Annotated in this window: 26 protein-coding genes and 2 pseudogenes; 15 read left to right on the top strand and 13 right to left on the bottom strand. The window is 68.9% G+C overall.

The window, feature by feature from the left end; all coding sequences use genetic code 11:
• The 3 genes and pseudogenes from TY25_RS27640 to TY25_RS27630 form a co-directional block, all read right to left on the bottom strand.
• Window positions 1–303 (bottom strand): annotated as a pseudogene (locus TY25_RS27640) (hypothetical protein); the annotation flags it as partial.
• A 76-nt stretch (window positions 304–379) separates the two neighbouring features.
• Window positions 380–1,369, bottom strand: a complete 990-nt coding sequence (locus TY25_RS27635) for a hypothetical protein (RefSeq protein WP_042260819.1) — start codon at window positions 1,367–1,369, stop codon at window positions 380–382.
• A gap of 349 nt (window positions 1,370–1,718) precedes the next feature.
• On the bottom strand, window positions 1,719–3,122 hold the full coding sequence (locus tag TY25_RS27630) for an NAD(P)H-quinone dehydrogenase (RefSeq protein ID WP_042260817.1): 1,404 nt from the start codon (window positions 3,120–3,122) through the stop codon (window positions 1,719–1,721).
• A gap of 204 nt (window positions 3,123–3,326) precedes the next feature.
• On the opposite strand from TY25_RS27630, the gene TY25_RS27625 reads away from it, so the two are divergent.
• Window positions 3,327–3,800 carry a gamma-glutamylcyclotransferase family protein gene (locus TY25_RS27625; RefSeq protein ID WP_014981915.1) on the top strand — a complete coding sequence of 158 codons (474 nt, stop codon included), beginning with the start codon at window positions 3,327–3,329 and terminating at the stop codon, window positions 3,798–3,800.
• A 55-nt stretch (window positions 3,801–3,855) separates the two neighbouring features.
• Here TY25_RS27625 and TY25_RS27620 read toward each other — a convergent pair whose 3' ends face one another.
• From TY25_RS27620 to TY25_RS27610, 3 genes are all read right to left on the bottom strand, one after another.
• Window positions 3,856–5,043, bottom strand: a complete 1,188-nt coding sequence (locus TY25_RS27620) for a M20 family metallopeptidase (RefSeq protein WP_042260829.1) — start codon at window positions 5,041–5,043, stop codon at window positions 3,856–3,858.
• A gap of 77 nt (window positions 5,044–5,120) precedes the next feature.
• A complete protein-coding gene (locus TY25_RS27615) occupies window positions 5,121–6,359 on the bottom strand; it encodes a M20 family metallopeptidase (RefSeq protein ID WP_226887059.1) in 1,239 nt (412 codons plus the stop codon).
• A gap of 104 nt (window positions 6,360–6,463) precedes the next feature.
• Complete coding sequence (locus TY25_RS27610; RefSeq protein WP_029898573.1) at window positions 6,464–7,168, bottom strand: enoyl-CoA hydratase-related protein; 705 nt, start codon at window positions 7,166–7,168, stop codon at window positions 6,464–6,466.
• A 433-nt stretch (window positions 7,169–7,601) separates the two neighbouring features.
• Between TY25_RS27610 and TY25_RS27605 the strand changes: the two genes are divergently transcribed.
• The 3 genes from TY25_RS27605 to TY25_RS27595 are packed head-to-tail and all read left to right on the top strand — an operon-like array spanning window position 7,602 to window position 10,199.
• Window positions 7,602–8,456 carry a purine-nucleoside phosphorylase gene (locus tag TY25_RS27605; RefSeq protein WP_370466285.1) on the top strand — a complete coding sequence of 285 codons (855 nt, stop codon included), beginning with the start codon at window positions 7,602–7,604 and terminating at the stop codon, window positions 8,454–8,456.
• On the top strand, window positions 8,457–9,953 hold the full coding sequence (locus TY25_RS27600; protein ID WP_042260814.1) for a phospho-sugar mutase: 1,497 nt from the start codon (window positions 8,457–8,459) through the stop codon (window positions 9,951–9,953).
• Between the two features lie 21 nt (window positions 9,954–9,974).
• On the top strand, window positions 9,975–10,199 hold the full coding sequence (locus tag TY25_RS27595) for a hypothetical protein (protein ID WP_014981909.1): 225 nt from the start codon (window positions 9,975–9,977) through the stop codon (window positions 10,197–10,199).
• Between the two features lie 7 nt (window positions 10,200–10,206).
• Here TY25_RS27595 and upp read toward each other — a convergent pair whose 3' ends face one another.
• The gene (upp, locus tag TY25_RS27590; RefSeq protein WP_014981908.1) at window positions 10,207–10,830 is read right to left on the bottom strand and encodes a uracil phosphoribosyltransferase; all 624 of its coding nucleotides are present in this window, start codon (window positions 10,828–10,830) and stop codon (window positions 10,207–10,209) included.
• Window positions 10,831–10,976: 146 nt separating this feature from the next.
• On the opposite strand from upp, the gene TY25_RS27585 reads away from it, so the two are divergent.
• From TY25_RS27585 to TY25_RS27565, 5 genes are all read left to right on the top strand, one after another.
• The gene (locus tag TY25_RS27585; RefSeq protein ID WP_042260825.1) at window positions 10,977–11,300 is read left to right on the top strand and encodes a type VII secretion target; all 324 of its coding nucleotides are present in this window, start codon (window positions 10,977–10,979) and stop codon (window positions 11,298–11,300) included.
• Window positions 11,301–11,304: 4 nt separating this feature from the next.
• Entirely contained in the window at window positions 11,305–12,429 is a 1,125-nt protein-coding gene (locus TY25_RS27580) for a C40 family peptidase (protein WP_042260812.1), read from the top strand.
• Window positions 12,426–12,767: a hypothetical protein gene (locus tag TY25_RS27575; protein ID WP_029898586.1), complete on the top strand. Its 342-nt coding sequence runs from the start codon at window positions 12,426–12,428 to the stop codon at window positions 12,765–12,767. The genes TY25_RS27580 and TY25_RS27575 overlap by 4 nt, the downstream gene beginning before the upstream one ends.
• A 67-nt stretch (window positions 12,768–12,834) precedes the next feature.
• The gene (locus TY25_RS27570) at window positions 12,835–13,182 is read left to right on the top strand and encodes a YbaB/EbfC family nucleoid-associated protein (RefSeq protein ID WP_014981904.1); all 348 of its coding nucleotides are present in this window, start codon (window positions 12,835–12,837) and stop codon (window positions 13,180–13,182) included.
• 26 nt (window positions 13,183–13,208) lie between these two features.
• Complete coding sequence (locus TY25_RS27565) at window positions 13,209–14,453, top strand: SatS C-terminal domain-containing protein (protein WP_042260811.1); 1,245 nt, start codon at window positions 13,209–13,211, stop codon at window positions 14,451–14,453.
• A gap of 98 nt (window positions 14,454–14,551) precedes the next feature.
• Here TY25_RS27565 and TY25_RS27560 read toward each other — a convergent pair whose 3' ends face one another.
• The 3 genes from TY25_RS27560 to TY25_RS27550 all read right to left on the bottom strand — a co-directional run bounded on the left by TY25_RS27560 (window position 14,552) and on the right by TY25_RS27550 (window position 17,864).
• Window positions 14,552–15,208 (bottom strand): hypothetical protein, encoded by a 657-nt coding sequence (locus tag TY25_RS27560; protein WP_042260810.1) that lies wholly within the window; start codon window positions 15,206–15,208, stop codon window positions 14,552–14,554.
• 64 nt (window positions 15,209–15,272) lie between these two features.
• Window positions 15,273–16,370 (bottom strand): adenosine deaminase, encoded by a 1,098-nt coding sequence (locus TY25_RS27555; protein WP_042260809.1) that lies wholly within the window; start codon window positions 16,368–16,370, stop codon window positions 15,273–15,275.
• A 204-nt stretch (window positions 16,371–16,574) separates the two neighbouring features.
• Complete coding sequence (locus TY25_RS27550) at window positions 16,575–17,864, bottom strand: thymidine phosphorylase (RefSeq protein WP_042260808.1); 1,290 nt, start codon at window positions 17,862–17,864, stop codon at window positions 16,575–16,577.
• Window positions 17,865–17,964: 100 nt separating this feature from the next.
• Here TY25_RS27550 and TY25_RS27545 point away from each other — a divergent pair, with 100 nt between their 5' ends.
• Window positions 17,965–18,204, top strand: a complete 240-nt coding sequence (locus tag TY25_RS27545; RefSeq protein WP_042260807.1) for a hypothetical protein — start codon at window positions 17,965–17,967, stop codon at window positions 18,202–18,204.
• Between the two features lie 25 nt (window positions 18,205–18,229).
• Here TY25_RS27545 and TY25_RS27540 read toward each other — a convergent pair whose 3' ends face one another.
• The gene (locus TY25_RS27540) at window positions 18,230–18,631 is read right to left on the bottom strand and encodes a cytidine deaminase (protein ID WP_042260824.1); all 402 of its coding nucleotides are present in this window, start codon (window positions 18,629–18,631) and stop codon (window positions 18,230–18,232) included.
• 277 nt (window positions 18,632–18,908) lie between these two features.
• On the opposite strand from TY25_RS27540, the gene sdhC reads away from it, so the two are divergent.
• The 4 genes from sdhC to TY25_RS27520 are packed head-to-tail and all read left to right on the top strand — an operon-like array spanning window position 18,909 to window position 22,295.
• On the top strand, window positions 18,909–19,307 hold the full coding sequence (sdhC, locus tag TY25_RS27535; RefSeq protein ID WP_081869145.1) for a succinate dehydrogenase, cytochrome b556 subunit: 399 nt from the start codon (window positions 18,909–18,911) through the stop codon (window positions 19,305–19,307).
• Between the two features lies 1 nt (window position 19,308).
• Entirely contained in the window at window positions 19,309–19,740 is a 432-nt protein-coding gene (locus TY25_RS27530) for a succinate dehydrogenase hydrophobic membrane anchor subunit (protein ID WP_014981896.1), read from the top strand.
• Between the two features lie 30 nt (window positions 19,741–19,770).
• Window positions 19,771–21,522: a succinate dehydrogenase flavoprotein subunit gene (sdhA, locus tag TY25_RS27525; protein WP_036560010.1), complete on the top strand. Its 1,752-nt coding sequence runs from the start codon at window positions 19,771–19,773 to the stop codon at window positions 21,520–21,522.
• Complete coding sequence (locus TY25_RS27520) at window positions 21,522–22,295, top strand: succinate dehydrogenase iron-sulfur subunit (RefSeq protein ID WP_041562427.1); 774 nt, start codon at window positions 21,522–21,524, stop codon at window positions 22,293–22,295. The genes sdhA and TY25_RS27520 overlap by 1 nt, the downstream gene beginning before the upstream one ends.
• A gap of 60 nt (window positions 22,296–22,355) precedes the next feature.
• Here TY25_RS27520 and TY25_RS27515 read toward each other — a convergent pair whose 3' ends face one another.
• A complete protein-coding gene (locus tag TY25_RS27515) occupies window positions 22,356–24,485 on the bottom strand; it encodes a hypothetical protein (protein WP_042260806.1) in 2,130 nt (709 codons plus the stop codon).
• 57 nt (window positions 24,486–24,542) lie between these two features.
• Window positions 24,543–24,938, bottom strand: a complete 396-nt coding sequence (locus TY25_RS27510) for a PPOX class F420-dependent oxidoreductase (protein ID WP_042260805.1) — start codon at window positions 24,936–24,938, stop codon at window positions 24,543–24,545.
• A gap of 203 nt (window positions 24,939–25,141) precedes the next feature.
• On the opposite strand from TY25_RS27510, the pseudogene TY25_RS27505 reads away from it, so the two are divergent.
• Window positions 25,142–25,653: pseudogene (locus tag TY25_RS27505) on the top strand (hypothetical protein); the annotation flags it as partial.

Genomic DNA, 25,653 nt, shown 5'->3' with positions numbered 1-25,653 from the left:
CGGGGGCGGGCTCGGCCGCGGGCCGGGCGCCGGGGGCGTCGTGGCGTCGGGCGCGCGATACTGCGGCGCGGGCGGCGTCGTCGGCTCCCACTCGTCGGCGGGCCGCCACACCAATTCGGGATGATCGGCGGTCTGCTCCGGCACCGGCCAACGCGGCCCGGTATCGCCCATCGGCGGACCGAACTCGGCAACGGGCGGTCCGAATTCCGAAACAGGCGGGCCGAATTCGCCCACCGGCGGGCCGAAATCCGACGCGGACCGGTCGTCGGTTTCGTCCTTCCTCGGATCACCGTCGGAGGTCACACCCCATCCTTTCCCCAGGACACACGTGTGGGGCGGTCGTGAACGACCGCCCCACCCGTCGAAAAATCAGATCGTGTCAGTACTGGAGTGAACCACCCCATTGGGTGGTGACACCACCCACATCGACAGTCTGCGGTGCCAAATCGCCCGGCTGGAGTGGAAGTTTAACCTGCGCAGCGGCTTCGAGTGCGGCGGCGCCGCCCGGCTGCTCCCGGATCCAGTTCTCCACCGCCGCCTTGGCCAGGTTGGCCTGGGTGGTGTCGAACACCGAGATGGTCTTGTTGTCGGACAGGCCCTCGCCACCGGTGTAGGTGGTCACCTTGACCGTGTTGGCGTCGACGTACTCGACCGAGACGCCGGCCTCGCCCGCGCCGGTGGGCGTGCGGTAGCCGACGGTGCCGACGTAGCCGTGCTCGTTGTTGAAGTGGTGCGTGTTCGCCACGTAACCGGGCAGCACGGCGCCACCGTCGATGTTCGCACCGATCTCCTGGTGCGGACCGGTCATCTCGACCACCGGCGCGGGCGGGGCGGCCTGCAGCTGCGGCGCCTGCCAGCGCGGCTGCTGCTGCGGCTGCACCAGCGTCTCGGGCTGCTGGGCCTGCGCGTTCTCACCGGTGCCCGGCTGCGCCTGGGTGCCCGGCGCGTCGGTGCCCGGCTGGGCCTGCTTCGGCTCGCCCGACTGCTCGCCGGGCTGCTGCTCACCGGCCGGCGCGTCCGGCGCGACCGCGGGCTGGTCCTTCTGCCCCGGCACCGGCAGCGGCGCGATACGCGGGGTGGTGACACCCGGCTGCGTCGGCTGGGCCAGCTTCGGATCCTTCGGCGGATTCGGCATGACCTGGTTCGGATCCGGGGTGGTGACGCCCGGCTGGCTCGGACTCGGTGCCGGCGGCACGGTCGGCTTGTTCGGGTCCGTCGGCTTGTTCGGATCCGGCTTGGTGGTGTCGGGGCTCGGCGGAGCCTCGTTGACCCCCGGCTGCGCCGGTGCCGGAGCCGGCGGCGCGGTGGTGGGTGGAACGGTCGGATCCCCTGGAGCTGCCCCCGCCGGCGCCGCGAACAGAGTGGCCACGGCAGCCGCGGTAGCCAGTGGCAACGAGGTGCTAGCCATCGCTCGCTGCGCCCGACTCGGCTTACGATGTTTCACTTTTCGCATTCCCTTTCCCGGGTGCGACCTGGTTCGGCCACACACAGTTGTCTCTGTCGAGACGCCCGGTCGCCGAACGACGCGATGGTCGTTCGCCGTTTCGACTGGGAAAAGATCCATCCCCCCGAACACCGAACCACGCGACCGCCCGCCGATCGCATCTCTGCGGGAAGTGAACCATATGTAGGCCTGATGAGCAATGTGAACGGAGACCTAAAGTCCGCACGAACCGCGCTGGAACGCAACCCCATTCGAACAAGGTTCGATCCGGTCCTCAATCCAGGTCGTCGTGCCGCATCAGCTGGCGGGCCGCCTCGGTGACCGACCCGGTCAGCGACGGGTAGACCGAGAAGGTCTGCGCCAGGTCGTTGACGGTCAGATTGTTCTGCACCGCGAGCGCGATCGGCAGGATGAGCTCCGAGGCGATCGGCGCCACCACCACCCCGCCGATGACCACACCGGTGGCCGGGCGGCAGAAGATCTTCACGAAGCCGCGGCGCAGGCCCGACATCTTGGCGCGCGGGTTGGTGTTGAGCGGCAGCATCACCGTGCGCGCCGGGGTCTCGCCGTTGTCGATCGCGGTCTGGCTCACGCCGACGGTCGCGATCTCCGGGCGGGTGAATACCGCCGAGGCCACTGTCTTCAACCGGATCGGGCTGACGCCCTCACCGAGCGCGTGGTACATCGCGATCCGGCCCTGCATCGCGGCCACCGAGGCCAGCGGCAGCAGGCCGGTGCAGTCGCCCGCGGCGTAGATGCCCGGCACCGAGGTCCGCGAAACCCGGTCCACCCGCAGGTAGCCACCGCGGTCGAGTTCGATGCCGACCCGGTCCAGGCCGAGGCCCTCGGTGTTCGGGGTGGAACCGACCGTCATGAGCGCGTGCGAACCGGACACCGTCCGGCCGTCGGACAGCTTGACCACTACGCCCTGCGCGGTGCGCTCCACCGCGTCGGCCCTGGCGTGCTTGACCAGCTCCACCCCGCGTTCGGCGAGCGCGTCCTCGAGCACCAGCGCGGCGTCGGCGTCCTCGCCGGGCAGCACGCGGTCCCGGCTGGACACCAGCCGCACTCGGACGCCCATTTCGGTGTACGCCGAGACGAATTCGGCGCCGGTGACACCCGAACCGACCACCACCAGCGTCTCCGGCAGCTCGGCCAGGTCGTAGAGCTGGCGCCAGTTCAGGATGCGTTCGCCGTCCGGCTCGGCGCCCGGCAACACGCGCGGGCTCGCGCCAGTGGCGATCAACACAACTTCGGCCTCGATGGTCGCCTCGGTGCCGTCGGCCAGCTTGGCGAGCACCTGGTGCGCGGCGAGACCGGTGGCGGGGCCGACCAGCTCGGCGCGACCGGCGAGCACCGTCACGCCGACGGTCTGCAACTTCGACCGGATATCGGAGGACTGGGCGAGCGCGAGCGCCTTGACGCGGCCGTTCACCTCCGACAGCTGCACGGTCGCCTGGTTCGGGTCGAGGGTGATGCCCAGATCCCGGGCCCGGCGCAGGTCGGTGCGCACGCCGGTGGACGCGATGAAGGTCTTCGAGGGAACGCAGTCCCAGAGCACACATGCCCCGCCGATGCCGTCGCTATCGATCAGCGTCACCGACGCACCGTGCTGGGCCGCCACCAGCGCCGCCTCGTAGCCGGCCGGTCCGCCACCGATGATCGCAATGCGGGTCATGGATACCTCCGCTTCAGGGTTGCGCACCGGGATCTCCGGTACCTGTCAACGTTATCGGGCGAGACAGGTCACACCATGTTTGCCCGCCCGGCCTGCCGCGTGCGCCGCCGTCGCCCAGGTCGCCGCGCCCGGGGCGCGCCACAGGAATACCGCATCTGGCCGGGATAGAGTCGATCCCAGGATCTTATTGGCTACCCTTTGCTGGTGCCGATCTACGCCGCCTACGGGTCCAACATGGACTCAACCCAGATGCTCGAGCGCTGCCCGCACTCGCCTATGTCCGGAACGGGCTGGCTGGAGGGCTGGCGGCTCACCTTCGCCGGTGACGACATCGGCTGGGAAGGGCCCCTGGCGACGGTGGTCGAGGAGCCCGGCTCCCGCGTCTTCGTCGTCCTCTATGACGTGTCACCCGAAGACGAGCAGCGGCTGGACCGCTGGGAGGGCTCGGACTTCGGTATCCACAAGAAGATCCGGCTGCGGGTGACCCGTAGCGAGAGCGGCGCCGACCCGACGCTGGCGTGGCTGTACGTGCTCGACGCCTACGAAGGCGGGCTGCCGTCCGCGCGCTACATCGGCGTCATCGCCGACGCGGCCGAAAAAGCCGGTGCGCCAGAGGATTACGTGCACTCACTGCGGACCCGGAACAGCCGCAACGTGGGTCCCGGCAACTTCGGCTGACAGACGAGGACGGCGTGGCAGGCCCGCGGGCCTGCCACGCCGTCCGAATCGAAGATCAGCGCAGGTCGGGATCCGCGTTGAGCACGATGTTGCTCATCACCCGCACGCCCACCGCGAGCGCCCGCTCGTCCAGGTCGAAGGTCGGCTGATGCAGATCGAGCTGCTCGCCGTGCCCGGACCAGACACCGAGGCGCGCCATCGCGCCCGGCACCTCCTCCAGGTACCACGAGAAGTCTTCGCCGCCACCGGATTGCATGGTGTCGGCCAGCGCGTCCGGGCCGATCATCCGGATCGCGTCCTCGAACATCCGGGTGGATTCCTCGTCGTTCACCACCGGCGGCACGCCGCGCCGGTAGTTCAGCTGGTAGCGCACGCCGGTCGGCGCGAGCAGCCCGTCGACGATCTCGCGGACCATCGGCTCCAGCAGCGACCAGGTGGCGTGATCGCCGGTGCGCACGGTGCCGGTGAGCATGCCGGTCTGCGGAATCGCGTTGGGCGCCTTGCCCGCACTCACCGCACCCCACACCATGACGGTGCTGGTGCGCGGGTCGATGCGCCGGCTGAGCAAACCGGGCAGCCCGGTGATCACGGTGCCGATGGCGTAGACCAGATCGCTGGTCAGGTGCGGGCGCGAGGTGTGCCCGCCCGGCGAGTCGAGCACCAGCTCGATGGTGTCGGCGGCCGAGGTGATCGCGCCGACCCGGATGCCGATCCGGCCCACCTCGAGGCGCGGATCGCAGTGCAGCGCGAAGATCCGCTCCACGCCCTCCATCGCGCCGGTGGCGACCACGTCGATCGCGCCGCCCGGCATCACCTCCTCGGCGGGCTGGAACACCAGGCGCACGCCGACCGGCAGTTCCGGCACCTCGGACAGCGCGAGCGCGGTGCCGAGCAGAATCGTGGTGTGCGCGTCGTGGCCGCACGCGTGCGAGACGCCGGGCACGGTGGAAGCGAAGCTGAGACCGGTGAACTCCTGTAGCGGCAGCGCGTCCATATCGGCGCGCAGGCCGATGCGCGGGCCCTCCGGGCCGATGTCACAGATGATTCCGGTGCCACCGGGTAACGGCTGCGGGGTGAGTCCCGCCTTGGTCAGCCACGACGAGATGAACTCGGTCGTGGCGAACTCGGTCCGGGAAAGTTCCGGGTGGGCGTGGATGTGCCGACGCCACTGCACGAGATCGACCGCGTGCTCGGCCAGCCATCCTTCGACGGCCGCCCGCCCGGTTACCGTGGTGTCCGGCATCGCGATGCTCTCGGGGCCCATCGTGACCAGGCACGCCCCCGCCTCAGAACCTCGCGCCGCCGAACGGCCGGTATTGCTCACCGAATATCCTCCTGTCGTTGAACGAGCCGTTGCAACAACCTGTCCCTGTGTTCTTCATCGCCCGCGGCGGTGATCGCGGTACGCGCGAGTGCGAGCGAACCGTCGAGCACCGCTCGATCTGCCGAGGCGTTGACACTCGCCGCGGCGAAACCTGGCTGGTGGGTCACCGCGCCACCGGCATCGATGCCGATAACTGGGTGGATGCCCGGAATGACGTTGGTGACGTTGCCCATGTCCGTGCTTCCGAGCGGCCGCTGTGCCTCGAGCTCGGGTGCGATCGGCACTCGCCCCAATCCGGTTATCTGTTCGCGGTAGGCAAACAGTAACTCCGGATCGGGTGTCAGCTCGGTATATGTCGGCGCGACAGTCCGGATTTCCTGGTGGCAGCCGGTCGCGAGGGCGCCCGCCTCGAAACACGCCGACGCTCGTCGCATCAGATTGTCGAGTGACGCCGAGTCGACTGCACGTAGGTAATACAGCAGTTCCGCACGTCCGGGCACGATGTTGGGGGCTACCCCACCGTCGCCGACTATACCGTGAAGTTGCTGGCCAGGCTGGAGATGCTGCCTCAGCAATCCGAGGGCAACCTGGGTGACGGTGACCGCGTCGCCGGCGTTGAGACCCAGGTGCGGCGCCGCGCTCGCGTGCGCCTCGCGACCGTGGAACACCACCGACAGGTCGGCCATCGCGAGCGAATGCGCGCCCGCGATATCGAGCGGCCCGGGATGCACCATCATCGCCATCGCCACGTCGTCGAAGACGCCGCGCTCCAGCATCAGCACCTTGCCGCCGCCGCTCTCCTCGGCGGGGGTGCCGAGCACCAGCACGGTCAGCCCGAGCGCGTCGGCGACCTCCGCGAGACCGAGCGCGGCGCCGACCGACGCGGCGGCGATGATGTTGTGCCCGCAGGCATGGCCCATGCCCGGCAGCGCGTCGTACTCCGCGCAGAGTGCGACCGTGAGCGGACCGCTACCGAAGCTCGCACGGAACGCGGTCGGCAGCTCGGCCACGCCGGTCTTGATCTCGAAACCGCGCTCGGCGAGCGGCGCGATGGTCTTGGCCATGCTGCGCGTCTCTTCGAACGCCAGCTCCGGTTCGGCGTGGATCGAGTGCGAGAGATCGATCAGCAGATCGCCCGCGGTCTTGATGGCGGCGTCCGACAGCTGCACGGCCTCGGCACGCGCGCTGCGGTAGTCGCTGCGTGATTCCTGGTGCCCGCTGCGCGGTGGTGGCATGGCACACAGTCTTGCACTGCACCGCAAACCGAGCGTGGCTCAGATCGCGGCTACTGCCCGGGCAACCTTGCTCGAGCTGCGAACTCAGCTGTTCGCGGGAACGATCAGCCCGCCGCGAAGGCGAGGTTGTCCGGGGTGGTCGGCACCGCGAGGCCGGCGAGCGCCTTGGCGTGCAGCGCGCTCTTGATCACCGGCAGATTGGGCTTGCGGTTGCTCGCCAGGGCCGCGGCGCGCGCGACAGCGGTCGCCAGCAACGACTCGGCATCGGCCTTGCCGTCGACGATGCCCGCGGCGATCGCCTCGTCGGCCGGGTAGCGGTGGCCGGTGGTCATCGCCTGCACGCAGACCTGATTCGCCAGCCGCTCGGTGAGCAGCGCGTTCATGCCGACCGTGAACGGCATGCCCAGGTGCACCTCGGGCAGGCAGTAGAAGCCGCGGTCCGCCCGCATCACCCGGAAGTCGTGCGAGGTGGCCAGCATGGCGCCCGCGCCGAACGCGTGCCCGTTGATCGCCGCCACCGTCGGCATCGGGAACTGCAGCAAGCGGGTGTACAGCGTGTGCACGCGGTCCAGGTAGGCGTGCGTCTTGTCCAGATTGCCGAACAGCCAGTCCGTGTCGAGCCCGTTGCTGTAGAACTTGCCGGTCGCCACCGTCACCAGCGCGGCCGGGCCCTCGGAGCCCTCCACCTTGTCCAGCACCCGATGGAACTCATCGATCCAGTCCGGGTGGAAGCGGTTCTCGCTGTCGGTCTGTCCCTCGTTCCCGAGGTACACGACGAACACTTCCCCTTCACGTTCCAGATACGGCATGTGTGGAGCGTATCCGGCACACACCGAACTTCCTACTCATGGGTAGCAACATCACAGTTGACGGCTGCGCACGTCGAACCCGCTGCACTACCTCGCCGAACCGCACAGTCCACAACACGCATCCCCGCAACACAACGCCGCCACACCACTCCCCGACCCAAAGTCCCCACTACGCAGCAAGCACATCCGACCCCCAGCCCACCACACGCATCCCGCGGCACACCCCCACACGCCACTCCCCCACCCAAAGTCCCCACAACGAAGCAAGCACATCCGCCCCCCAGCCCACCACACGCATCCCGCGGCACACCCCCACACGCCACTCCCCCACCCAAAGTCCCCACAACGGAGCGAGTCTTACGAGCGACCCGTTCGCGGCCGTCTCGCGGCCCAGCGGCCGAAGCGCATGCGCCGCAGGCGCGAGTCTCGGCCGCTGGGCCGCGAGACACCAGGGGCCGCGAACAACGCCGCGCCCGCGCGGCCAAAAACACGACTATCGTGTGATTCCATGCTTGCCGAACAGGCCGCCGAGGCGATCGCCGAACGTACTGGAGTGCCGCGTCATCGCGTTGCGGTGGTGCTCGGATCGGGTTGGCAGGAGGCGGCGGCCGAGATCGGTTCGCCGGTTGCCTCGATTCCGATGTCGGAGTTGCCCGGTTTCGGTATGCCGAGCGCGCAGGGGCACGGCGGCATGGTGCATTCGGTCGGCGTCGGTGACACTCCGGTGCTGCTGTTGATGGGTCGTCAGCACCTGTATGAGGGTTACCAGCCCGGCGATGTGGTGCATCCGGTCAGTGCCGCGATCGCGGCGGGGGCCGAGATCGTGCTGCTCACCAATGCCGCGGGCGGTATCCGCGAGGGGCTGCGGGTCGGCGAGCCGGTGTTGATCAACGATCACTTGAATCTGACCGGACGGACCCCGCTGACGGGTGCCACCTTCGTGGATCTGGTCGATGCCTGGGATCCCGAATTACGGTCCCTGGCAAAGGAAATCGATCCGACGCTGACCGAGGGCGTGTATGCGGGCCTGACCGGCCCGCAGTACGAGACGCCCGCGGAGATCCGGATGTTGCGCACCATGGGCGCCGATCTGGTCGGCATGTCGACGGTGCTCGAGGTGATCGCGTGCCGGGCGCTGGGCGCGCGGGTGCTGGGTATCTCGCTGGTCACCAATCTGGCTGCCGGTGTCACCGGTGGGCATCTGTCGCACGCGGAGGTGCTCGCCGAAGGGCATGCGGCCGCACCGCGTTTGGGCAAGCTGCTGCGCGGCGTGCTGGAACGGGTCTAGATGCTGCGTTTCGGCACCGCCGGCCTGCGCGGTCCGTTGCAGGACGGCCCCGACGGCATGAACGTGCACACGGTGTCCAGGGCCAGCGCGGGCCTGGTCGAGTGGTTGCGCGGCCGCTGCCTCGGCGGTGGCCCGGTGATCGTCGGCCGCGACGCCCGGCACGGGTCCGCCGAGTTCGCCACGGCGACCGCGGAAATCTTTGCCGCAGCGGGCTTTCCGGTGACCTTGCTGCCGCGCCCGCTGCCCACCCCGGTGGTCGCCTACGCGGTGCGCGAACTCGGCGCGGTGGCCGGGGTGCAGATCACCGCCTCGCACAATCCCGCCACGGACAACGGCTACAAGGTCTATCTCGACGGCGGCTCCCAGTTGCTCGCCCCGGCCGACACCGAGATCGAACGCTGCATCGACGCGGTCACCGAGCCGATCGCGCGCACGCCGGTCGCACCGGCGGACGACGACGTGGTGCGGCGCTATCTGGCCCGAGTGGCGTCGTTGCCGTCCCTGATCGGCGGTCCCGGTGCGCGCGCACCGATCCGGATCGCGCTCACCACACTGCACGGCGTCGGCGGCGAGCTGGTGCGCCAGGCGATGACCGCCGCGGGTTTCACCGATGTGCACGTGGTCGAGGAGCAGTTCGCACCGGATCCCGACTTCCCGACCGTCGCGTTCCCGAACCCGGAGGAGCCGGGCGCCACCGATCTCCTGCTCGCCCTGGCCGCGCGGGCCGAGGCCGACGTGGCGATCGCGCTGGATCCCGATGCCGACCGCTGTGCCGTGGGAATTCCGTTGCCGGACAACACCTGGCGCATGCTGCGAGGCGACGAGACCGGCGTGCTGCTCGGCGACTGCGTGCTGCGCACCGCCCCGCCGGACGCACTGGTGGCGACGACGATCGTGTCCTCCCGGCTGCTCTCCAGGATCGCCGCGGCGCGCGGTGCGCGGTATGCCGAGACGCTCACCGGGTTCAAATGGCTGGCCCGGGCGGGTGACGGCCTGGTCTACGCCTACGAGGAGGCGATCGGCCACTGCGTCGATCCGGCGACGGTCCGGGACAAGGACGGCATCTCGGCCGCCGTGCTGGCCGCCGACCTGGTGGCGCGGCTGAAGGCGGCGGATCGCACGCTGCGCGACGAACTGGACGACTATGCCGTCGAATTCGGCCTGTACAGCACGGATCAGGTGTCACTGCGCCTCGCGTCACCCGCGGCCGCGGCCGACGTGGTCGCCCGCTTGCGGGCGAACCCGCCGGACGAGATCGCGGGCGAGCCGGTGAAGTACACCGATCTGCTCCAGGTGCGCGGCCGGATGCGCACCGACGCGTTGATCTTCGAGGGCGCGGGCACTCGTCTCGTGGTCCGGCCGTCGGGCACCGAGCCGAAACTCAAGTGCTATCTGGAGGTGCTGACCCCGGTCGGCGACCGGTCCGAGTTGGCCACCGCCAGGACAACTGCGGGACAACACCTTTCCGTCCTGCGCGAATACTGCCGACAGCTCTGATCGCCCAGGCATCATCATTTGATGACGGCGATGCACTGTACTCACTGCGGCGGCGACGGCTTGGTCCCCGGTTTCATCGAGGATTCCGGCGACAGTTCCCGCGGCCACGTCCGCTGGACCGAGGGCGCCCTGGAGATCGGCTCCTGGGGCGCCATCCGCACCGGCCGGCCGCACTGGCTGGTCGATGCCTACCGATGTCGGGACTGCTCGCACCTGGTCCTGTTCACCAGACCTCAGGAGAAGTAGGGAGCGGTCAGCGGGGGCCGAACTGCCGATCGCCTGCGTCGCCGAGGCCGGGGACGATGTAGGCGTTCTCGTTCAGGCCCTCGTCGACGGCCGCGGTGACCAGGCGCACCGGATGCCCCGACGCGGCCAGCGCGGCCACTCCCTCCGGCGCGGCGACCACGCAGATCGCGGTGATGTCGGTGGCGCCGCGGGCGGCGAGCAGTTCCAGGGTGTGGCGCATCGAGCCGCCGGTGGCCAGCATCGGATCGAGCACGTAGACCGGGAGTCCGGCCAGATCGTCGGGCAGCGACTCCATATACGGGACCGGCTGATGGGTCTGCTCGTCGCGCGCGATACCGACGAAGCCGACCCTGGCGTCGGGGATCAACTCGGCGGCCGCGTCCACCATGCCGAGGCCCGCGCGCAGCACCGGCACCAGCAGCGGCGGCTGGGCCAGCCGCGCGCCCTGGGTGACGGCCACCGGGGTACTGATCTCGAATCGCTGCGCGGGCGCGTCGCGCAGCGCCTCGTAGATGAGGATGCGGGTGAGATCGCGCAGCGCGGTACGGAAGGCGGAATTGTCGGTTCGCGCATCTCGCATCGTGGTCAACAGGGCGGCGGCGAGCGGGTGGTCCACGGTGTCAGTACGCATGAGGGAACGATAAAGTGAGTCAGGGTCCGCCGCCGAAAGCTCGCCCCGAAAGTTTTTTCGCATCGGTGGGAACCGAACGGGAAGAGCGCGCGTCGAACCAAGTGGATGACGTACTCTGCCTGGGAACAAGGATGGGGGAAGCTCTGATGCGGAAGATGTCGGCGGATACCGAGGGCATCGCGGCCTACGGCGCGACCGCGCATGTGATGGCCGGAGAAATGGCCACGGCCGCGGCCGGCGCGGCGGCGGCCGAACCCGCATTACTGGGCCCGATCATGGGACTGATCGGCGGCGATTTCATGGCCGCCTACGCCGCGGCGCACGCCGGGCACGTCGCCGCCATCGGGCAATTGTCCGCGGTGCTGACCAGCATGGGCGGCGCGGCCACCGGCGCAGCCACGGTACTCACCGAAACCGACGCCGACCACGCGGGATCGCTGCAGAGCGCGGCCGCCGAACTGGACGGGTGAGCCTGTGATCGATATCGAGGCACTGGCCAAACCGATCATCGAACTGCTGTCCAGCTTCGGTTCCGGCGTACTGCCGTCCGGCGGACCGTCCGACGCGCTGCGCGGCACGTCCAGCGTGGTCGACCAGATCCACCAGATGGGTCGCGACAGCATCAACGGCATGAACACGGCCTGGGACGGCCAGGCCGCCGATGCCGCCACCGCCAAGGCGCTGCGGGTGCAGACCTCCGCCGCCACCATCTCCGACCGTGGCAACGACATGGCAACCGTGGTGAATCAGGCCGCGGCCCAGGTCGAGACGGGCCAGAAGGAACTCACCGGCATCGTCGAATCGTTCGTGAACACCGCCGTGAGCGCGGGCCCCGCGCTGGCCACGCCGGCGGGCATGACGATGATCGTCGGTTCCGCGATCGACCACCTCGGGCAGGCGCTCAACGTGGTCGGCCGGGTGCGCAGTGAGCTGGACACGCAGACCGCCTCGATGACCGAGCTGACGCCGCCGCCGTCCACGCCGTCGCTCGCGGGCACCGCGACCTCCGCCGCGAGCGCGCAGCAGTTCGTGTCGACCGCGACCAGCGCGCTCAGCGGGGCGGGCTCGATGGCGAGCGGCCTGATGAGCTCCGCGATGTCCACCATCCCGGCGTCGATGCCGAGCACCACCTCGAACACCCAGAACGCGCCGAGCACCACCACGAAGCCCAACACGGGTTCGTCGGGTGTGTCGGCCGACGGCAAGGGTGTGAAGATCACGCTGCCCGACGGCAGCGTCGTCGAGGCGCCCAACGAGAAGGCGGCGACCGCCGTCCGCTCGGCGATCAGCGCGGTCGGCACCCCGTATGTGTGGGGTGGCAACACCCCCGGCGCCGGATTGGATTGCAGCGGACTCACCAAATTCGCCTACGGCGAGGCCGGCGTCGACATCCCTAGACTGGCCGCCGATCAGGCCACCGGAAGTTCGGTCTCCCCCGGCGACCTGATGCCCGGCGATCTGGCCATCTGGGATGGTCACGTCGCGATGGTGATCGGCAACGGACAGTTCGTCGAGGCCGGTGATCCGGTCCAGATCAGCTCTATTCGAACGGAGAACTCAGGAATGGGCTTCCACGGCTTCTACCGGCCGACCTCATGACGCAGCCGCAGATTCCGAACGTCACGGTTGCCGCCAGCACCAACCGATCCGGGACCATCTCGGTGCGCGCCACCGATCAGGGCATGCCGGTGGAGATCAAGTTCGAGCGCAGCGAATACCGTTACGGTGCCCAGACTCTCGCGAACGAGATCCTGCGGCTCACCAAGCGCTCCACCGTCGCCGCGAAAGCCCGCAGGCGCGAATTGCTGGCCGAGGCCGGCATGCCCGCCGACATCCTCGACCGGCTCGGCCTGCCCACCCGGCAGGCCGCGGTCGACGAGCTGGACCGGATCGACGACGCGGACACCGGACCGACGACTTGGATGAGGCCCGTATGAGCGAGCGAGCAATGGATACAGCTGCCCCGGCGGTCATGCGGGAGCCGAGCGCCGGCGAGGCGGACGCATGAGCGCGGAGATGGACGCGTTGGTCGCCAACGCGACGCAGAAGCTGGAGGCGCTGGAGGCGGCGCTGTACGGCCTCAAGCAGGTCCGCGGCCGCCACACCACCGACGACGGCTCGGTCACCGTCGAGGTGGACAGCGACGGCGCGCTCGTCGCGCTGAGCCTCGCCGAGACCGTCACCTCGCTGCCGCCCGCCGAGGTCGGACAGCTGATCGTCTGGGCTTGCAGGCAGGCCGCGGAGGACGCGGGCAACCAGCGCTCGAAGGTCGTTGCGACACTGAACGAGTCGTTCGTTCCGCCGGCGAACCCCGCCGGCGGAACCATTGGGGGCGGGCCGGATAGTGCCTGACGCGGAAGGTAGATAGGCTTCCGCTCATGGCTTCTGGAGACATCGTCCCGATCGAGCTCGGCCTGACCGACGGCGATCTCGTCACCCTGTGGGCACCGCGCTGGCGAGACGGTGACGACGAGTGGGAGGCGTTCCTCGGACACGAGGACTCCCTCTACGGTTTCGAGACCGTTGCGGAGCTGGCCGCGTTCATCCGGACCAACTCCGACAACGACCTCGTCGACCATCCGGCGTGGAAGGTCGTCGCCGGGCTGTCGGCGGTGGAACTGGAACCGGAGGAGAACTTCTCCTTCGATCTGGTCGCCGTGCCGGAGCTGGCGGCGGGCGAGCCCGAGGTGGAGACCATCGCCGAGCTCGAGGACACCCTCAGCATGGTTCGCAACATCGGTGAGGTGTGCGAACTGGAGACGGTGACCAAGTTCTTCGGGTCGCATCCGGTGCTCGGCGCGCTGCCCGGGGGCGTGAACGCCTTCATCGGCCGCGACGGCGAAGAACTGTGGGACCAGATCGGCGCCGCCATCGCCAAGGGCTGGGACGACGTGCTGGACGCCATCGACTCGGTCGTGCAGACCCCCGAGGTCGACGCGGAGGCCGTCGCCGTCGCCGAGGCCGAACTGCTGGCCGCCGAGGAGAACGTGGTCGACGCCGACGACGCGGCGGACAACGAAGAGGACGAGTTCGAGCCCGTCGACCTGGACGCCGACGACGAGGACGAAGAGGACGAGTCGTTCTGGAACGAGGTCGGCATCGACCCGGTCAAGATCGTCACCTCGGACGGCACGTACTTCACGCTGCGCTGTTACCTGGACGACGAGCCGATCTTCCTCGGCAGCGACAACGCCATCACGGTGTTCACCTCCGAGCGCGCGCTGGCCCGCTACCTGGCCGACGATCACGAGCACGACCTGGCGCGGGTCAGCACCTTCACCGAGGTGCAGACCGCCGCGGTGGACGGCTCGCTGGAGGTCGAGGTCACCGACGAGAACGTCTACGTACTACCCGGGCTGGCCGACGATCTGGCCGAGGGCCCGGAAGCGGTCGACATCGAACAGCTCGATCTGGCGGTCGAATTGTTCACCGACGCCTCCGACTACGCGGGCGACGATGTTGTGGAACAGGCCCTGGCCCAGTCCAATCCGCTCGGCTGGTACGTGTCGTACCTGCTGAACCCGGACCCGAGCCGGATGGCGCCCAACCCGCCGTTCGCCGCCGAGGCGCAGTCCTGGCGGGAGCTGGAACGCAATTTCGAATCCCGGCTCAACCCGCAGTAGACCCGGACCCGCAGTAGCCACGAGCCCCCGCCGCACCAGCGACGGGGGCTCGGCTTGTTTCGGCTTCGGTTGCCGCCGTGGTCAATTCACCGCCGTGGTCAATTCAGCCGGATCCAGATCTGCTCGGCCCGGCCGAGCAGCCGGTCGTCGGCGCCGTAGACGGCGGTGGAGGCGAACGATTTGCGGCCCTGCTCACCGTGCGCCTCGCCGACCACGACGCATTGCTCCCCGACCGTGGGCAGGTCGTGCACCGTCGCGGTCATGGAGCCGAGCAGCGCGGGCCGGTCCATCATGCCGGGCAGCGACCAGCCGCCGGGACAATCCATGGCGGCCCACACGATGGCGGGGCCGAGCGGGAGCGAGGCGTCCGGAATCCACGGTGCCGCCACCCGGCCCGCGTCCACCGCGCCCGCCTCGATGCGCAGGCCGTCGGCGCGGCCGCTGCCGCAGACGAAGCAGGACGCGAACATCTCGTTGGATCGATACGAACTCGCGGCCACCGCGGCCGTCGCGTAGGGCACCGATTGCGGTGCGGCGCGGTCGAATTCACCGGGCCGGGTCTCGGCGACCAGGGTGTCACCGTCGTACAGGTGCCCGTCGTGCAGGTCGAGCGGGGTGTCCAGCGGCGGGCGGTTGCGCAGGATCACGGTGACCGCGGCTTCATCGCGCTGTTCGGCGAGCAAGCCGCCCACGTATCCACCGTTACCGGTGCCCGGCGGGCCGTTGAATCGACTCGGAATGCGCAGTGTCGCCATAGCGGCCACGCTAGCGAAACCGGGTGCAGCCGCCCACGGACTGTCACCCGGTTCACACCAGGGTCTAGCCGAGCAGCACCGCGTAGCCCGGCTTGATGATGTCGTCGATGATCCGCAGGCGCTCCGGGAACGGGATGAACGCCGACTTCATCGCGTTGATGGTGAAACGCTCCAGATCGCTCCAGCCGTAGTCGAACGTGTCGACCAGCTTCAGCATCTCCTTGCTCATGGTGGTGTCACTCATCAGCCGGTTGTCGGTGTTCACCGTGACCCGGAAGCGCAGCCGGGCCAGCAGGTCGAACGGGTGCTTGTCGAGCGAGGGCACCGCGCCGGTCTGCACGTTCGACGACGGACAGAGCTCCAGCGGGATGCGCATATCCCGCACGTAGTTCGCGACCAGTCCCAGGTGGGCGTCCTCGATCGCGCCGGGCACGCTGATGTCGTCGGTGATCCGCACGCCGTGGCCGAGCCGGTCACAGCCGCAGAAGGCGAGCGCCTCGTGGATCGAGGGCAGCCCGAACGCCTCGCCGGCGTGAATGGTGAAGTGCGCGCTGTTGGCGCGCATGTATTCGAACGCGTCCAGGTGCCGGCTGGGCGGGTACCCGGCCTCCGCACCCGCGATATCGAAGCCGCCCACGCCGCGATCCCGGAAGCGCACGGTGAGCTCGGCGATTTCGCGCGACCGTGCCGCATGCCGCATGGCGGTGAGCAGGCAGGTCACCACGATCGGGCGGCCCGCCGCCGCGGCGGCCGCCTCGCCCTCCCGGAAGCCGGCCAGGGTGTGCTCCACGACCTCGTCGAGCGTCAGTCCGCGCTCGAGGTGCTGTTCGGGGGCGAAACGCACCTCGGCGTACACCACGCCGTCGGCGGAGAGGTCTTCCGCGCATTCGCGGGCGACCCGGCGCAGGCCCTCCGGCGTCTGCATGACGGCGACGGTGTGCGCGAAAGTTTCCAGATACAGTTCCAGCGATCCGCTGTCGGCCGCGTCCCGGAACCAGGCGGCCAGCGCCGCCTCGTCCGTGGCGGGTAGGTCCGCATAGCCGCACTCGGCGGCCAGCTCCAGGACCGTGGCGGGCCGTAGACCACCGTCGAGGTGGTCGTGCAGCAGCGCTTTTGGCGCCTGTCGGATCGAGGCAAGGGTCAATGCGGTCGGTCCAGTCATGTAATGACGGTAGCCGCACCTCGCCGGAACGGCACCCGACTGACGCAGTGGCAACCATCTCGTTGCCGACCCATCCCGTGACGGCCCACACCCGGACACCGGGCAGACGCCCGGCACGCTCGCGGAGCTGGTGCTGTGTGCGGCAGATCTACCGTTGTCCACCAGGCTGTTTCGGGCGGGCAGGGGCGAGCCGGTACGGGCCGCTCAGACGCCGATCCGACCGAGGAGCAAAGGGGCGGTGGGCTTCTCACCGGTGTCGCCGATAGCGACAGCATCCCGCAGCGCGTCCTGCGCACCGGCGAAGGCGTCGGGGGTGTCGGTGTGCAGGGTGAGCAACGGCTGTCCGGCGGTGACGGAATCGCCTGGCTTGGCATGCATTTCGACGCCCGCGCCGAACTGCACCGGATCGCCCTGCCTGGCCCGGCCCGCGCCGAGCCGCCACGCCGCGATACCGACACCCATGGCATCCAGGCGGGTGAGCACGCCGTCACGCTCGGCCTTGACCACCTCGGTGTGTTTCGCGGTCGGCAGCGCGGCAGCCGGGTCGCCGCCTTGCGCGCGGACCATCGCGCGCCAGTGATCCATCGCCCGGCCGTCGGCCAGCACGTCCGCCGGGTCGACGTCGAGCCCGGCCAGCGCGACCATCTCGCGTGCGAGCGTGACGGTGAGTTCGACGATGTCCGCGGGTCCGCCCCCGGCAAGCACCTCCACAGATTCGGCCACCTCGAGCGCGTTACCCGCTGTCCGGCCGAGCGGGGTGTCCATCGCGGTGAGCAGCGCCACCGTGCGCACGCCCGCGTCGGTGCCCAATTCGACCATGGCCGTGGCCAATTCGCGCGCGCCGTCGAGCGTCTTCAGGAACGCGCCCGCGCCGACCTTCACGTCGAGCACCAGGGCCGCGGTGCCCTCCGCGATCTTCTTGCTCATGATCGAACTGGCGATCAACGGGATGGATTCCACGGTGCCGGTGACATCGCGCAGTGCGTAGAGCCGTTTGTCCGCAGGTGCCAGGTCGGCGCCCGCCGCGCACACCACCGCGCCGACGGCGGGGTCGCTGAGCAACTCCCGCATCCGCGGCACCGGCACGTCGGCCTGCCAGCCGGGAATGGCTTCCAGCTTGTCCAGCGTGCCGCCGGTGTGGCCGAGCCCGCGCCCGGACAGCTGCGGAACGGCCGCGCCACACGCGGCGACCAGGGGCGCCAATGGCAGCGTGATCTTGTCGCCCACCCCGCCGGTCGAATGCTTGTCCACCGTGGGCCGGGGCAGATCGGTGAAGTCCAGCCGGCGGCCGGACGCGATCATCGCGGCGGTCCAGCGCGCGGTCTCGCGCCGGGTCATCCCCCGCCACACGATCGCCATGGCCAGAGCCGACATCTGTTCGTCGGCCACCACCCCCTTGGTGAACCCGTCGATCACCCAGTCGATCTGGGCGTCCGAGAGCGCGCCGCCGTCGCGCTTGGCAGTGATGATCGAAACCGCGTCCAGTGCCGTCACATTCGCCAGTCTGGCACGAGCCGGCCACCGAGAGCTGGTTCTTGTCGGTACCTTCCGATAGCCTCAGCGCATCAATCGAACACGGGGGCAAGGGGGACCAATGACATCGGCACACCTCGACCGTCGCGTCCGCGAGCTGGCGACGCGCGTCACCGATATCGAAGACACGCACAGCGAGTCGCTGTACGAGCTGAAGCGCCGCGTCACCGGGATCGAACTGGTGCAGCGCCGCAGCTTCGCCCTCCTCCTGCGCCATATCGGCGTCCCCGCCACAGACATCCCGGCGATCACCTGCGCCACCGAGGACGACATCGACGCCGCCCGCGACGCGGACTGCTGAGGGCCGACCAGCCTGGCTGAACGGCTCACAGCTGGCCGGCGTCCAGGTCGTCGGGGCCGAAGGCGTCGGGGAGCAGGGCGGCGAGGCGGACGGGTCCGTTCCGGTGATCGACCAGTAGGCCGGACCCGCCGTGCTCATAGAGGAGCTGGCGGCAGCGCCCACAGGGCATCAGGATTTCGCCGCGGGAATCGCACACGGCGAGGGCCAGCAACCGGCCCCCACCGCCGGAATGCAAGTTACCGATGAGTACGCATTCGGCACACAGGGTCAAACCATATGAGACATTTTCCACATTGCAGCCCCGCACAATTCGACCATCGGCGCTGAGAGCCGCTGCTCCGACCGGAAACCGCGAGTACGGTACATAGGCATTACGCATTACTTGAATTGCGTTGTCACGCAGGGATTTCCAGTCGATTTCCGGCATCGTGAACCCCTTCTGAAGCGAGCCCGACCTGGCCGCAACGGGCCCTCGGCGGAACCCTTCACGCATCAAGAAAGGCAAACCTAACCCGCCCGACTGTAGCGCAACGCACGGCACGCCGAATTAGTTCCGGCAAACCGAGAGGATTAGAGTCCAAATAGATCGGTTCAGGTTCCCGGCAGCGGGCCGCAACGCAGCCACCTGGGCATATGCCCCGGAACGCAGCCGGCGTCGAATCAGCGAACCGGGTCCATCAACGACGTTGGAGGCACCGCACTCTATGACCACGATAGAAGCTCCGGCCCAGCCGAAGCGGAAGACGCTGTACCGAGGCGACCCCGGAATGTGGTCCTGGGCGCTGCACCGGATCACCGGTTGCACCATCTTCTTCTTCCTCTTCGTGCACGTCTTGGATACCGCGCTGGTCCGAGTCAGTCCGGACACCTACAACCAGGCGATCGAGACCTACAAGACGCCCATCGTCGCCCTGATGGAAATGGGCCTGGTCGTCGTCGTGCTCTTCCACGCGCTCAACGGCGTCCGCGTGATCCTGGTCGACTTCTGGGCCAAGGGCCCCAAGTACCAGCGCACGATGCTCTGGATCATCCTCGCGATCTGGTTCGTGCTGGCGGTCCCCGCCATCGGCCGCCAGTTCTTCTACCTCTTCACGGAGCACTGAGATGAGCGCACCTGTTCTGGGTAAGTCCTACGACCGGCCGGCCAGCCTGGATTCGCCGCGCTCGCCCCGCGCCCGCTCGAAGAACAACTTCGAGATGTACGCCTGGGTGTTCATGCGCTTCTCCGGCCTGCTGCTGATCGTCCTCGTGCTCGGCCACATGACGATCATGCTGCTGCTCGACGGCGGCGTGAAGCGGCTCAACTTCGGTTTCGTCGCCGGCCGCTGGGCCAGCCCGTTCTGGCAGATCTGGGACCTGACCATGCTCTGGCTCGCCCAGCTGCACGGCGGCAACGGCCTGCGCACGGTGATCGCGGACTACTCCCGCAAGGACTCGACTCGGTTCTGGCTGAACACCCTGCTGGCCATTTCGATGATCCTGATCCTGGCCGTCGGCACGTACGTCATCTTCACCTTCGACCCCAACATCAGTTAGGAACAGGCCACTTCGATGAGTGAATCGCGGATTCAGGAGCATCGCTACGACGTCGTGATCGTCGGTGCCGGTGGCGCCGGCATGCGCGCGGCGATCGAGGCCGGGCCCCGGGCGCGTACCGCCGTCCTGACCAAGTTGTACCCGACCCGCAGCCACACCGGCGCGGCACAGGGTGGCATGTGCGCCGCACTGGCGAACGTCGAAGAAGACAACTGGGAATGGCACACCTTCGACACCGTCAAGGGTGGCGACTACCTGGTCGACCAGGATGCCGCGGAGATCATGGCCAAGGAGGCCATCGACGCGGTGATGGACCTGGAGAAGATGGGTCTGCCGTTCAACCGGACGCCCGAGGGCAAGATCGACCAGCGTCGTTTCGGTGGTCACACCCGCGATCACGGCAAGGCCCCGGTGCGGCGCGCGTGCTACGCGGCCGACCGCACCGGTCACATGATCCTGCAGACGCTGTACCAGAACTGCGTCAAGCACGACGTCGAGTTCTTCAACGAGTTCTACGTGCTCGACCTGGTACTCAGCGACACCGACCGAGGTCAGGTCGCCACCGGCGTCGTCGCCTACGAGCTGGCCACCGGCGATATCCACGTCTTCCACGCGAAGTCGATCATTTTCGCCACCGGCGGTTCCGGCCGGATGTACAAGACCACCTCGAACGCGCACACGCTGACCGGTGACGGCATGGCGATCGTGTTCCGCAAGGGTCTCCCGTTGGAGGACATGGAATTCCACCAGTTCCATCCGACCGGCCTGGCCGGTCTCGGCATCCTGATCTCCGAAGCCGTGCGCGGCGAGGGCGGCATCCTGCGCAACGCCAGCGGTGAGCGCTTCATGGAGCGCTACGCCCCCACCATCAAGGACCTCGCGCCGCGCGACATCGTCGCCCGCTCGATGGTGCTGGAGGTGCTCGAGGGTCGCGGCGCCGGGCCGAACAAGGACTACGTCTACATCGACGTGACCCACCTCGGCGAGGACGTGCTCGAGGAGAAGCTGCCCGACATCACCGAATTCGCGCGCACCTACCTGGGCGTCGACCCGGTGACCGAGCTGGTGCCGGTCATGCCGACCTGTCACTACGTGATGGGTGGTATCCCGACCAAGATCCGCGGCGAGGTGCTGCGCAACAACACCGACGTGGTGCCCGGCCTGTACGCCGCGGGCGAGTGCGCCTGCGTGTCGGTGCACGGCTCCAACCGCCTCGGCACCAACTCGCTGCTCGACATCAACGTGTTCGGCCGCCGCGCCGGCATCGCCGCCGCCGAGTACGCGCACCGCACCGAGTTCGTGGACCTGCCGGACAAGCCCGCGCAGATGGTGCAGGACTGGCTCGCGCTGATCCTGTCCGAGCACGGCGACGAGCGGGTCGCCGACATCCGCACCGAGTTGCAGTACACGATGGACATGAACGCCGCCGTGTTCCGCACCGAGGACACCCTCAAGCAGGCCCTCACCGATATCCACGTGCTGAAGGAGCGCTACAGCCGGATCACGGTGCAGGACAAGGGCAAGCGCTACAACAGCGACCTGCTGGAGGCCGTCGAGCTCGGCTTCCTGCTGGAGCTGGCCGAAGTCACCGTCGTCGGTGCGCTGAACCGGAAGGAATCGCGCGGCGGCCACGCCCGCGAGGACTACCCGGACCGCGACGACGTGAACTTCATGCGGCACACGATGGCCTACAAGGAAAGCGCGGACCTGATCTCCGATATCCGCCTCGACTTCAAGCCGGTGGTGCAGACCCGTTACGAGCCGATGGAGCGTAAGTACTGATGACTGCCGTACTCGAGAAGAACCCCCCGGCCAAGCCCGCGCCGGTCCCCGAGGGCTCCGTGATGGTCACCGTCAAGGTGGCCCGGTTCAACCCGGAGGACGACAAGGGTGCGCACTGGGAGTCGTTCCAGGTGCCGGTGCTGCCGACGGACCGATTCCTCAACGTGCTCATCTACATCAAGTCCTACCTGGACGGCACGCTGACGTTCCGGCGGTCCTGCGCGCACGGTGTGTGCGGCTCCGACGCCATGCGGATCAACGGGGTGAACCGGTTGGCCTGCAAGGTGCTGATGAAGGACATGCTGCCCAAGGGCGACAAGACCCTCACCATCACCGTCGAGCCGATCCGCGGCCTGCCCGTGGAGAAGGACCTCGTGGTGAACATGGAGCCGTTCTTCGACGCGTTCCGCGCGGTGAAGCCGTACCTGATGACCTCGGGCAACGAGCCGACCCGCGAGCGCATCCAGTCGCAGGCCGACCGCGCGCGCTTCGATGACACCACCAAGTGCATCCTCTGTGCGTGCTGCACCACCTCGTGCCCGGTGTACTGGAGCGACGGCAGCTACTTCGGTCCCGCCGCCATCGTCAACGCGCACCGCTTCATTTTCGACAGCCGCGACGAGGGTGCCCGCGAACGCCTCGACATCCTCAACGATGTCGAAGGCGTCTGGCGCTGCCGCACCACCTTCAACTGCACCGACGCGTGCCCCCGCGGCATCGAGGTCACCAAGGCCATCCAAGAAGTCAAGCGCGCCCTCCTCTTCGCCCGCTGACCCGACTCCCGAAGGCCGCCTCCATCGAAAGATGCAGGCGGCCTTCGCCCTTCCCGGGTATCAGTTGTCGTAGGAGGCGACGCCTACGGGGCCGACGCCGAGGCAGGTGGTGAGGTCGGGGGTGCGGGAGGAGAGGCGGAGGGCGGAGCCGCTGCCGGTCAGGCGGACGTAGACGGTGTTGAGGCCTGCGCGGACCGGGACGGTGACGGGGGTGCCGTGTTCGAAGGCGACGGCTAGTTTGCCGTCACGGCCGGCCAGATAGTTGAGCTGGGCGGTCCATTCGTGTTCGAGCATGGGACCGTCGAGGCGGACGGTGACCGGGTCGCCGCCGTGAATTCGATAGCCGCACTGGGGATCCGGGCCTGGCAGGATGCGGCGGTTCCACCAGACCTGGGCGTCGACGACGGTGCCGGTGTCGGTGATCATGCGCAGGCGCGGGGTCGAGTCGGCGAAGGTGCCCGGCGCGGCGACGGGGGCGAGTACCCGGCTGGCCAGGTTCTGCGGATAGGCCAGCGGGTTCAGTACGTCCCAGGGGACCTCCTGTTCCAGCAGCGGTACCCCGTCCCAGTGCGCGAGGGCCGACTTCACGTTCGCGACATAGGTTTTCGTCGGACTCGGGCGCCAGGACCGCACGAAAGTGTAAGTGGAGCACAGGCTGCTGACGACGAACAACGCCGTCAGCGCGACCGCGGTACGGAACCCGAGCCGCCGAGGCAGCGGTCGGCGCGGACGCGCCCGCAGGAGCAAGGCACCCACGACGGCGAACGTCACGCCCAGGTCGGCGAAATAGCGCAGCGACTGCATGAGTTCGGCGGCCGTATTCGGTCCGCCGCGCACCAGCGCCACCGGCAACTGCAGCAACAGCACATAGGCGACGGCGAGCACCCACACCGGCCACACCCCGCGCCGCGTGTACACCGACAGTGCCACCACCGAAATCAGCACCACCCAGGCCAGTACGACGGCGCCGCCCGGCGGATCGGCCCAGGGGGCGGCGGGCAGCCAGCGCTCCCACCGCCATGGCCCGCCGGCCAGCGCGGGCACCACGCCCAGCGAGGTCGCATTGGGCAGCCAATCCCGCATGCCCTCCGCATTGTTGTGCACACCGGATACCCCGACAACCGCCAGATACCCCGTCAACCAGCACACCAGCACCAAACCCGAACCCACCCATAGGCGTTTCCCGCGCCGCGCCACCACGCGCACCACCGAGCCGTTTGCACCGCCGTGCCACTGCTCACCGACGCGCTGCTCTCGGTCGATGTACTCCGCGAGCACCGCAGATTCCCGCCCGCCGACGCGCCGCTCGGGTCCGTCAGTGTGCTCCTGCGCTCCGTCGACATGCTGCGCGCGCGCCGCCGATTCTCGCGAGCCGATGCGCCGCTGTCGGTCGTCTTGCTGCGCACCCACCGCAGATCCCCGCCCGCCGCCATGCTGCTGTCGGTCGAGGTACTGGGTCAGCGCCGCGACCGCGAACGCGACGAACGGCACGATTGCCGACTTCTCGAAGAACAGGAGCGCTACCGCGAGCACGACGATCCCGGAGATCGCGTAGCGGTGGCGGCCGGTGCGCAGCAAGAGCAGCGCGTCTCCGATGACCCAGGCGAGCGCGAATTGCAGGGGCAGCGTGTTCAATGCGGCCGACCACCACGCGAAGGCCGGCAACGTCACCGGTGAGAAGAGAAAGAAGACGAGCGGCACCAGCAGCGCCCACCGCAGGCCGAGCAGCAGGCGCAACAGGCGCAGCACCGCCGCCGAGACCGCGAGCTGTCCGAGGACCAGTACCAGCACCGGTCCCGCCCAGACCAGCGGCGCCGCCTGCGTCACCACCCAGGCAACGACGAAGGCGAGCGGCATGAAATGCCCGTCGTGGTTGTGCAGCAACAGTTCCGTGGACAGCAGCGGATATCGACCGGCGCGGCCGACCAGGATCAGGTCGTCCCAGTAGAAGTAGCCACTGGCCGCCACCCAGCCCCGCAGTAGGAGCTGCAAAGCGATCAAACCACCCGCGACGAGCAGTACTGGCGGCACGCGCCAGGACCGGCCGGCGGGGGCGACAACACCACCGGACCGCGCGGCACCAGCCGCGGACACGCTGTGCACGGACCGCTCATCACTCGCCGGGCTCGCGGGCACGCCGCTCGAGTCCCGACCGGACCCGACCTTCGGTGCGACCGCAGCGGTGTCCATGCCGCCCCACCCTAGTGGCGGGCCGCGCGGACTCGGCGCAACCGCGGACGCGCGGGATCAGGCCGCGTAGCCGGTCGCCTTCTCCACTTCGACGCGCACCGCGACCCGGACCTCGCCCGGCGCGGGCAGCGCGTGGTCCTGGCCGTCGTACTTCCAGGACAGTGCGTGGCCGACCCGCAGATCGTCGTCGCGCGTGATGGTCGCGCGTCCGCGCAGTTCGACGTAGCTCTCGCCGTCCGCCGAGTCGATCACCGTCACGCTGACCCGTGGGTCGCGCAGCATGTTCCGATGCTTGAGCCGGCCTGCCAAGGTCGAGAACAGCAGGTCGTTGCCGTCCCGCAGCACCCACATCGCGGAGGTCTGCGGACTGCCGTCGGCGTTCAGGGTGGCGAGCACCGCGTAGTTCTTGCCGTCGAGCAGGGCGATGGTGGCGGGGCTGAGCGTGATTCCCATGTCTGGACAGTAGGCGACGCGCCGGGCACCGCTCGACTGTTTTCCGGGCCGGCTGGTTCGTCCGGCGGCGATCGAGGGCAATGTGCCGGCACTACCGCGGGGTTGCCGGTAAGTTGATCTTGGACGTGTTCTCCAGGTTGCCGATACATCGTCAGCCACGCCACACCGCTCACCGTGCGTGGCCCGGAGGAAGGCGCTCATTCATGTTCATGCTCCGCACCGCGATCGCCGCCGCCATGCTCACCTGCCCGGCGCTGGTCGCCGCGGCGGCGACAGCCTCCGCCCCGACCGGGACTGCGCCGCATCAGGATTCCGCAGTAAGCGCGGTCGTCACCACGCACCTCTCCACACCGGCCGCATCGCAGGCCGTGCTCAGCACGCTGCTGTACCCGGGCCTCGTCCCGGCTGCGACCCCGCGCCGCACAGTGCTCAACAGCCTGTTGTATCCGGGTCTGGTCGACACCGCGGGCCCGCTCGGCACCGGCGGCGCCGCCCTCGGCCTCGGCCTGGCCGCTCTGATCGGCACCGGCAGCGCGATGCTGGGGACGGCAGCGCCGCGGCCGCACCGTGGGCGGCCGTCCTCGGCACCGGCAGCGCCGCGGCGGGCACCGGCAGCGCGGCACTCGCGCCGCTGGGCGTCGTGCTCGGTACCGGCGCGGCGTTCCTCGGTACCGGCAGCGCGGCCCTCGGAGCTTCGGGCAGCGTGGCCAGCGGT

This window comes from Nocardia brasiliensis NBRC 14402, assembly GCF_000308475.2.
GTDB lineage: Bacteria > Actinomycetota > Actinomycetes > Mycobacteriales > Mycobacteriaceae > Nocardia > Nocardia brasiliensis.
The sequence above is the reverse complement of the archived record's forward strand: the minus strand, read 5'-3'. Positions and strand labels throughout refer to the sequence as shown.